The 9,106-nt window shown below is 62.8% G+C and carries 5 protein-coding genes; all 5 read left to right on the top strand.

Annotation, left to right across the window (positions count from 1 at the left end):
- On the top strand, positions 1 to 5,658 hold a 5,658-nt coding region (locus AC07W0_RS30620; protein WP_102618978.1), incomplete at its 5' end, for a beta strand repeat-containing protein.
- Positions 5,659 to 5,698: 40 nt separating this feature from the next.
- Positions 5,699 to 7,213, top strand: coding sequence for a TolC family protein (locus AC07W0_RS30615; protein WP_026139841.1), 1,515 nt, complete (start codon positions 5,699 to 5,701; stop codon positions 7,211 to 7,213).
- A complete protein-coding gene (cysC, locus tag AC07W0_RS30610) occupies positions 7,197 to 7,784 on the top strand; it encodes an adenylyl-sulfate kinase (protein ID WP_046483759.1) in 588 nt (195 codons plus the stop codon). Before AC07W0_RS30615 ends, cysC begins: the two co-directional genes overlap by 17 nt.
- 65 nt (positions 7,785 to 7,849) lie before the next feature.
- A complete protein-coding gene (locus AC07W0_RS30605) occupies positions 7,850 to 8,086 on the top strand; it encodes a DUF2789 domain-containing protein (RefSeq protein WP_046483761.1) in 237 nt (78 codons plus the stop codon).
- A 442-nt stretch (positions 8,087 to 8,528) separates the two neighbouring features.
- The gene (locus AC07W0_RS30600) at positions 8,529 to 8,945 is read left to right on the top strand and encodes a hypothetical protein (RefSeq protein ID WP_046483762.1); all 417 of its coding nucleotides are present in this window, start codon (positions 8,529 to 8,531) and stop codon (positions 8,943 to 8,945) included.
- The last annotated feature ends 161 nt before the right edge of the window (positions 8,946 to 9,106 follow it).

Below are 9,106 nucleotides of genomic sequence, written 5' to 3'. Positions count from 1 at the left end.
GGTGGGGGCTACAGCACCATGGGCGGCAACGGCGGCTCGAGCAGCGGTGGTGCCGGCTCGACCGGCATCTACGGTTATACCAACGGTTCCGCTGGCGGCACAGCGACCTCTGGCGGCTTGTCGATCGGCGGCGGTGGGGGTGGTTCCGGTTGGAACGGTGCCGGTGGCAAGGGCGGCGGAGCGGCTGGCGGTATCTACAACGCCAGCGGCGCCACCCTGACCATCGTCGGCACCAGCTCGATTACCGGTAACATCGGTGCCGGCGGCGGCGGCGGTGGCGGTTCGGCGGCCGGCAGCGGCACTACTCTGAATGGCGGTGACGGTGGCCTGGGTGTCGGTGCCATCTGGAACAAAGGCACGGTATTGATCACGGCGGCCAACTTCGCGGCGCTGGGCGGTTCGGCCAACACCGGTGCCAGTGGTAACGGTGGCTTGGCCACCAACGCCTCGGCGGGCAGCAAACCCACAGCAGTCAACGGTCTGTTCAACGATATCGGCGGAACGGCGAACACCGCTTACAGTCCGGCCCCGGTCGCGACCATCGTGGTCAGCAACACCGCGCAGCACATCGGCAGCACTTCGCAGGTGACCATTACCTTCAACCAGGCCGTGACCGGCTTTACCAGCGCCGATCTGACGATCAGCAACGGTACCCTGGGCACCCTGACTACCAGCGACAACATCACCTACACCGCGACCTTTACGCCGAGCGCGAGCGTGACCAGCGCCACCAACCAGATTGTCCTCGACAATACCGGCGTCACCGCCACGTCGACGGGGACACCGGGGACCGGCACCACCTCGTCCAACACCTTCAGCATCGATACCGTGCGCCCAACCGCGACCGTTACGGTCGTTGCGCCGACGTTGAGCACCACGGTCAACTCGACGGTGAACATTACCTTCAGCGAAGCGGTGAGCGGTTTCAGCCTTACTGACATGTCGGCGTCCAACGGCACGCTGAGCAACCTGACCACCAGTGACAATATCCACTGGACCGCGACCCTGACGCCAAGCGCCAGCAACAGCAGCAGCGGCAATGTCGTTACCCTGGACAACACCCTCTATACCGATACCGCGACCAACGCCGGTACCGGCACGACCACGTCCAACACCTATGCGATCGACACGGTGCTGCCGACCTCGACCATTGTGGTGTCCGATACCGCACTGAGTATCAGCGGTAACACGTCCCTGGTGACTATCACCTTCAGCGAGGCGGTCACCGGGCTCACCGCCGGCGCCTTCACGGTCGCCGACGGCATCCTGAGCAACTTGGGCAGCAACGACGGTGGTCTCACGTGGACCGCAACCCTGACTGCGAGCCCCGGGGTTACCCATACCGGCGATGTCATCACCCTGAACAACACCGCGGTCAGTGATGGCGCGGGCAACGCCGGCAGTGGCACCACCAATTCCAACACCTATGCGGTCGATACCGCGCGGCCGAACGCGACTGTCGTGTTCGCCAACACCAACCTGGGCATCGGCCAGACCTCGCTGGTGACCATCACCTTCAGCGAAGCCGTGACCGGGTTCACCAACGCCGACCTGATAGTGTCCAATGGCACCCTGAGCGCAGTCAGCAGCAACGACGGTGGTACCACCTGGACCGCCACCTTTACCCCGATGGCGAGTATCGTCAGCGCGAGCAACCACATCACCCTGGACAACTCCGGGGTCCAAGACGTGGCGGGCAACGCCGGCAGTGGCACTACCACGTCGAACAACGTGGCCATCGACGGTGTGCGTCCAACCGCGACCCTGGTGGTTGCGAGCAACTCCCTGGGCATTGGCCAGACCTCGCTGGTGACCATTACCTTCTCGGAAGCCGTGGTCGGTTTCTCCAATGTCGACCTGACGGTGTCCAATGGCACCCTGAGTGCGGTGAGCAGCAACGACGGTGGCATCACCTGGACCGCGACCTTCACGCCGAGTGCGAACCTCACCGATACCGCCAACGTCATCACCCTGGACAATACCGGCTATAGCGACACCAGCGGCAACACCGGCACCGGCACCACCGACTCCAACAACTACGTCATCGACACCGTGCGCCCCACCGCGACCATCGTGGTCGCCGACCCGGCGCTGACCGCTGGCGAAACGTCGCTGGTGACGATCACCTTCAGCGAAGCCGTGACCGGCTTCACCCTCGCCGACCTGACGGCAAGCCACGGCAGCCTGAGCAGCCTGAGCAGCGCCGACGGCGGCATCACCTGGACCGCGACCTTCACCCCAGGGACGAACACCAACAGCGCGAGCAACGTGATCGCCCTGGCCAACACCGGCATTGCCGACCTGGCCGGCAACGCAGGCGCGGGCACCACCAACTCGGCAAATTACACCGTCGATACGGTGTTGCCTTCGGCGACCATCGTGGTGGCCAACCCGACGCTGAAAATCGGTGACTCCTCCCAAGTGATGATTACGTTCAACGAGGCCGTGACCGGTTTCAGCAATGCCGACCTGACGATCACCAATGGCACCTTGAGCGCGGTCAGCAGCAGCGACGGCGGCATTACCTGGGGCGCGACGTTCACCCCGAGCAGCGCGATCAGCGACGCCACCAACCTGATCACCCTGGACAACAGCGGCGTCCAGGCGGCGGTGTCGGGTAATGTCGGCGTCGGCACCAGCAATTCCAATAACTACGCCATCGACACCCAACGTCCGACCGCGACGGTGGTGGTGAACAACGACCACCTGGGGATCGGCGGCTCGTCGCTGGTGACCATCACTTTCAGCGAAGCTGTGACCGGGTTCAGCCTGGCCGATCTGACCACCGACAACGGCACCCTGAGCAGCCTGAGTACCAGCGACAACATCACCTATACCGCGACGTTGACGCCTGTGGCAGGCGTCACCCAGAACAACAATCACATTGTCCTGGATAACACCGGTGTGACCGATGGCGTCGGTAACGTCGGGTCTGGCACCACGTCGTCCAACGCTTATATGATCGACAGCCAGCGGCCAACGGCGACCATCGTGATGGCCGACCCTGTGTTGAGTGCCGGCGAAACCTCCTTGGTCACGGTCACCTTCTCGGAAGCCGTCAGCGGTTTTGACAACAGCGACCTGAGCGTCCCCAACGGCACCCTCTCGACCGTCAGCAGCGCGGATGGCGGCGTGACCTGGACGGCGACTTTCACACCGACCGGCAACGTCCGCGACACCACCAACCTGATCAGCCTGAACAACGCCGGCTACACCGACCTGGCCGGCAACGCCGGCAGCGGTGTCACCAACTCGGGTAACTTCACCATCGACACGGTGCAGCCGAGCGCAACCATCGTCGTCGCCGACAATGCCCTGAACATCGGCGACACCTCGCTGGTCACCATTACCTTCTCCGAAGCGGTCAGCGGTTTTACCAACGCCGACCTGACGATCGCCAACGGCACGTTGACCTCCGTCAGCAGCAACGACGGCGGCGTGACCTGGACGGCGACTTTCACGCCGAGCAGTGCGATCAGCGACACCAGCAACGTGATCACCCTGGACAACAGCGGTGTGCAAAACGGCTCCGGCAACAGCGGCAGCGGCACCACCGATTCGAACAACTACGCCGTCGACACCGTGCGCCCAACGGCCACCATCGTGGTCGCGAATCCGGCCCTCGGCGTGGGTGGCAGCTCAGCGGTGGTGATCACCTTCTCGGAGGCGGTGACCGGGTTCAGCAACGCCGATCTGACGGTCAACAACGGCACCTTGAGCGCCGTGAGCAGCGCAGACGGCGGCGTGACCTGGACCGCGACGTTCACCCCGACGTCCGGCGTCACCGACACCAGCAACGTGATCACCCTGGACAACACCGGCATCGCCGACCTGGCGGGCAACAGCGGCAGCGGCACCACCGACTCCAACAACTACGCCATCGACAGCCAGCGGCCAACGGCGACCATCGTGATGGCCGACCCTGTGTTGAGTGCCGGCGAAACTTCCTTGGTCACGGTCACGTTCTCGGAAGCCGTCAGCGGTTTTGACAACAGTGACCTGAACGTCGCCCATGGCACCCTGAGCGCGGTCAGCAGCAGCGACGGCGGCATCACCTGGACGGCTCTCTTCACACCGGCGGCGAGTATCCGCGCCGCCAGCAACGTGATCACCCTGGCCAATACCGGCATTGCCGACCTGACCGGCAACGCCGGTACGGGAACGACCGACTCGGCCAACTACAGCATCGACACCGTGCTGCCGACGGCGACCATCGTGGTCGGCGACACCGCCCTCAAGGCCGGCGAGACCGCCCCGGTGACCATCACCTTCTCCGAGGCTGTCAGCGGTTTCACCCTGGCCGACCTGAGCGTGGCCAACGGCGTGCTGAGCAACCTGGCCTCCAGTGACGGCGGCGTGACCTGGACCGCGACCCTGACGCCGACGGCCGACGTGACCGACACCAGCAACCTGATCAGCCTGGACAACAGCGGCGTACAGACCGCCGCCGGCAATGCGGGCAGCGGCAGCACCGATTCGAACAACTATGCGATCGACACCCAGCGCCCGACCGCGACCATTTCGGTGGCCAACGGCACCCTGGGCATCGGCCAGACCACCACCGTCACCATCGGCTTCAGCGAGGCCGTCAGCGGTTTCGATCTGTCTGACCTGAGCGTGGCCAACGGCGTGCTGTCCAACCTGGCCAGCAACGATGGCGGCAAAACCTGGACCGCCACCCTGACCCCGACGGCGGCGATTACCGATGCGACCAACGTGATCGTGCTGGACGCCGGCCAGGTCAACGATGCTGCCGGTAACGCCGGCAGCGGCATTGCGATCTCGAACAACTTCGTGATCGATGGCGAACGCCCGACGGCGACCATCACCATTGCCAACCCGAACCTGACCGTCGGCCAGACCACCACCGTCACGTTTACCTTCAGTGAAAAAGTCAGCGGCTTCGCGCTGGATGACCTCAGCGTGGCCAACGGCACCTTGTCCAACCTGGCCAGCAACGACGGCGGCAAAACCTGGACCGCGACCCTCACACCGACGGCCAACCTCAACGACCCGAGCAACTTCATCACCCTCGACACCGGCCTGGTGAATGACATGGCGGGCAACGCCGGCAGCGGTTATGCCAATTCCAACAACTACGCGATCAACACCATTGCCCTGACCGGCGACCCGCTGTTCCGCGTCACCGAGCCGGCACCGCCACCCGGCGCGCCGGATGTGCCGCTGCAACCGATCGTGTTTGGCCGGCCCGTGGGCGACCTGGGTTCACCCATTGGCTTCCCGCCGTTGTTCGAACAGCGCGAGATGGGCGCGGGCTTGCCGCCTATCGGTAGCATCTTCATTCGCAACGGTGCCTTGGCGCCCAGCTTCATTGCCCAGGTGTTCAACAGCGACAGTGGCGCGAACGGCGGCGCGCAGGGCTTCCTCGGTTTTGGCGGCGGCGATGGCGGGGTGTTTGGTTCAAGCACCTTGTCGGGGTTGTTCAATCGTGAGAGCGGCGGCGGGGACAGTGGCCTCAAGGCGTTCGACAGCCGAGCGATCCAGGGCGGCGGTGACGCGGCCCAAGGCCTGCGGGGCGTGTTCGGCGCCCCGACCCTGGGCCAGCAATTGCAGCAGATCAAAGACGTGGAACAGCGTCAGGTGATTGACCTGGCGAAGGCATTGCAACAGGTCGGCATCAGCGAAATGCAGGCCTGACACACTTAAATCAAGGCGCAGTAACAGGGGCAGTCCAAGGATGAATACAGTTCATAAGTTGTTCGGCGCCAGCGTGCTGGCGCTGGCGATCGGCGGTTGTGCGGTCACCAGCGAGCCGATTGAGCGCAGTGTCAGTGAGCAGCGAGCCCGCAGCGACCTGCACGGTATGTACAAGGATCAGGAGCCATTGAACGGCCCGTTGACACTGCACCAGGCCATGGCCCGGGCGGTTAAATACAACCTCGAAGGGCGCTTGAAGATCATGGAGGAGGCGCTGGCCAAGCGCCAACTCGACCTCGCCAGTTTCGACATGCTGCCGCGCATGGCGTTGTCCGCCGGTTACGCCGGGCGCAACAACACCAACGCCTCCAGCAGCCAGAGTGTTCTCACCGGCACCCAGTCCCTGGAACCGTCGACATCCCAGGACCGCGACCGTCGCGTGGCCGACCTGACCATGGTGTGGAACGTCCTCGACTTTGGCGTCAGCTACATCAGTGCCAAACAGCAAGGCGACCAACGCCTGATCGTCCAGGAGCGGCGCCGCAAGGTGATCAACACCATCGTCCAGGACGTGCGCTCGGCCTATTGGCGGGCGGTCGCGGCCGAACGCCTGCTGACCCAGATCGACAGCCTGATGGCGCGGGTCGACCAGGCCCAGAGCAACAGCCAAAGCATGAGCGAGCAGCGTATCGGCGACCCGATCCAGGCCCTGGGCTACCAGCGCTCGCTGATCGAAGCCACGCGCCAATTGCAGGAACAGCGCCGCGCGCTCTCCCTCGCCAAGACTGAACTGTCGACCCTGATCAACCTGCCCATGGGCACCGACCTCAAGCTGGCCACGCCGGACGACTACGCCGTGCCGCAGCTCAAGGTCAACTTCGCCAGCCTGGAACAGGAAGCCCTGGCCAACCGCCCTGAACTGCGCGAGCAGGACTACCAGACCCGCATCAGCGCCGCCGAAACCCGCAAGGCCATGCTGCGCCTGCTGCCGGGCCTGGAATTCTCGGCCGGTGGGCATTACGACAGCAACTCGTTCCTGGTGGACAACCGCTGGGCCGACTACGGCGCCAAGGTCACCTGGAACCTGTTCAACGTGCTCTCCGCCCCGGCGGCCATCGACGTCGCCAAGGCCGGCGAAGAAGTCGCCACCGCACGGCGCCAGGCCATGTCCATCGCGGTGCTGGCGCAACTCTACGTTGCCAACGCGAACTTCCAGGACGCCGTGCGCCAGTTCAAGACCAACGAACAGCTGGCCGACATCGACGGGCAGATCCTCACCCAACTGCGCAACCGTCACCAAGCCGCAGGCCTGGGCGAACTGGACCTGATCCAGGGCGAACTCAATACCCTGCAAGCCGACCTGCGCCGCGACCTGGCCTACGCCGACCTGCGCAACGCCTACGGCCAGATCTTCGCCAGCGCCGGGCTCGACCCGTTGCCGGAGCAGGTCGATTCCGACCGCGTGCAGTCCATCGCCACCGCGCTGGCCGGCCGCGAATCGGCATGGGCCGCCGGCAACATCGCCGCCCCGGTGCCCCGTGCCGCCGTCAAGTAACCTGGTGGCACCGACCGCGAGCATCACGCGTGCCCAGCGTGAGGCTCGCAACGGTCATCGCGGCGTGGCGATCCTGCTGACCGGCCTGCCGGCGTCGGGTAAATCGACCCTGGCCCAAGGGCTGCAGGCGGCGTTGTTCGAACAAGGCCGACACAGCATCGTGCTCGACGGCGATGCCTTGCGCGGCGGCTTGAACAAAGACCTGGGGTTTGCCGACGGCGACCGCCTGGAAAACATCCGCCGCGCCGCCGAACTGGCGGCGTTGCTGGTGGACAACGGGCAAATCGTGATCCTGGCGCTGATCGCGCCGTTGGTCGAATTACGCGCGGTACTCGCCGAACGCCTGGGCGCGGACTATCGGGAAGTGTGGTGCAACGCCGCACTGGACATCTGCGAACGCCGCGACCCCAAAGGCCACTACGCCCGCGCCCGACGCGGCGAACTGCCGGGGTTCACCGGCATCGGCTCACCCTACGAACCGCCGCCGCAAGCCGCCCTGGTCCTGGAGACCGGCCAGCTATCCGTGCAGCAATGCGTCGCACAACTGCAGGTATGGTTGCAAACCCTGTAGCGCAAGCTCGCGCCTGCCGTGGGTGAGGGCTAGACTCGGATAAACCCATCTATCCGGAGCTCATCATGCAATCGCCTGAACACAGCTTGCCCTCCCTGTTCAAACAACTCGGCCTGGCCGACGACCCCGCCGGCATCGAGCAATTCGTCACCGCGCACTCACCGCTCAAGGCGGACCTGGAACTGGCCGATGCGTTTTTCTGGACGGATAGCCAGAAAGCGTTTTTGCGTGAGGAAATTCTGGAGGATGCGGATTGGGCTGAAGTGGTGGATGAGTTGAACCTGATGTTGCGGCGTGATTGATAGGTGTAAAAAATCTTTGATGAAATGCCGTAATGTAAAAAAATTGGTGTGCGGTAAAAAAACTGGGCTGTAAGCGGCCCAGTTAATTTTTTCTGGAAAGCTTCGCACCATGGCAATCGACCTGCGCGCTGGGGCGGGTGATACACGAGGTTGGGAAATTTCCTATCGACTAAAAGGAAGTGGATGATGGTGGGCAGAGTGAGGAACCCTTATCAACAGGGGCTGACTCCTTCTTCTGAACACAACATGAAACGACTGATCCCCCGCACTGAAATTGAACAATATGACCTCACAAAAATCGATAGTCCCTATTTTGCCGACAGCAAAGTAAGGGAGTTTTTCCGTGCGCCTTATGCGTTGCAGGGACTGAGTGAACTTCTTGGTGAATGCAATATTTCCCCTGTTTGTTGTTCTGGGGAAAAAGATCAAAGGACGCAGGAAAATGACGCGCAAGCATGTTTTTTGGTTTTGGGGAGCCATGGATGCCCTTTATCTGATTCGCTATGCAGTGGCCAGCACAATAGAGGGAAGGATTCCTTATTTAAGTGATCTTGAAAGTGCTTTATGGGTGCTGCGTGATCATAGCGTTGTGCAGTTATACATGTTCGGCTTTGCCATGCTGCTGCAAGTTTCCATCGTGATCTCGTGCCTGCTGTTCTTTCTTGGACGTGAACAGGTGAGGTGGATTACTTACCTTCAAACACCCTTGCGATTGGCTTTTATTGTGCCTTCTGTTTCGCTGTTGCTAATGGGTGCTCAGCTTGTTCCTAACTACAACGTGGTGTTAATGGCTGCGTTAGTTGTTGTATCCGAGGCGGTGAAAGTCTGGAGCGTCTGGCGGTGGAGCAAAAGGTGCTGATATTTTCCGGCAGAGCTACTTAGGAGACTGAGCGGTCAATAAGCCGGTTGCACAGCAATCCTGAAGCCGGCACCGATCCAAATGTGGGAGGGGGCTTGCCCCCGATAGCGGCAGATCAGTCAACCATGTATTGCCTGAACCTCCGCTATCGGGGGCAAGCC

The sequence above is a fragment of the Pseudomonas sp. GW704-F2 genome (assembly GCF_059423025.1).
The sequence above is the reverse complement of the archived record's forward strand: the minus strand, read 5'-3'. Positions and strand labels throughout refer to the sequence as shown.

What these genes read in the sequence shown, in the direction of transcription:
- AC07W0_RS30605 (WP_046483761.1), top strand. Translation starts at nt 7,850, where the DNA reads ATGCAATCGCCTGAACACAGCTTGCCCTCCCTGTTCAAACAACTCGGC.
- AC07W0_RS30600 (WP_046483762.1), top strand. Translation starts at nt 8,529, where the DNA reads ATGACGCGCAAGCATGTTTTTTGGTTTTGGGGAGCCATGGATGCCCTT.
- AC07W0_RS30615 (WP_026139841.1), top strand. Translation starts at nt 5,699, where the DNA reads ATGAATACAGTTCATAAGTTGTTCGGCGCCAGCGTGCTGGCGCTGGCG.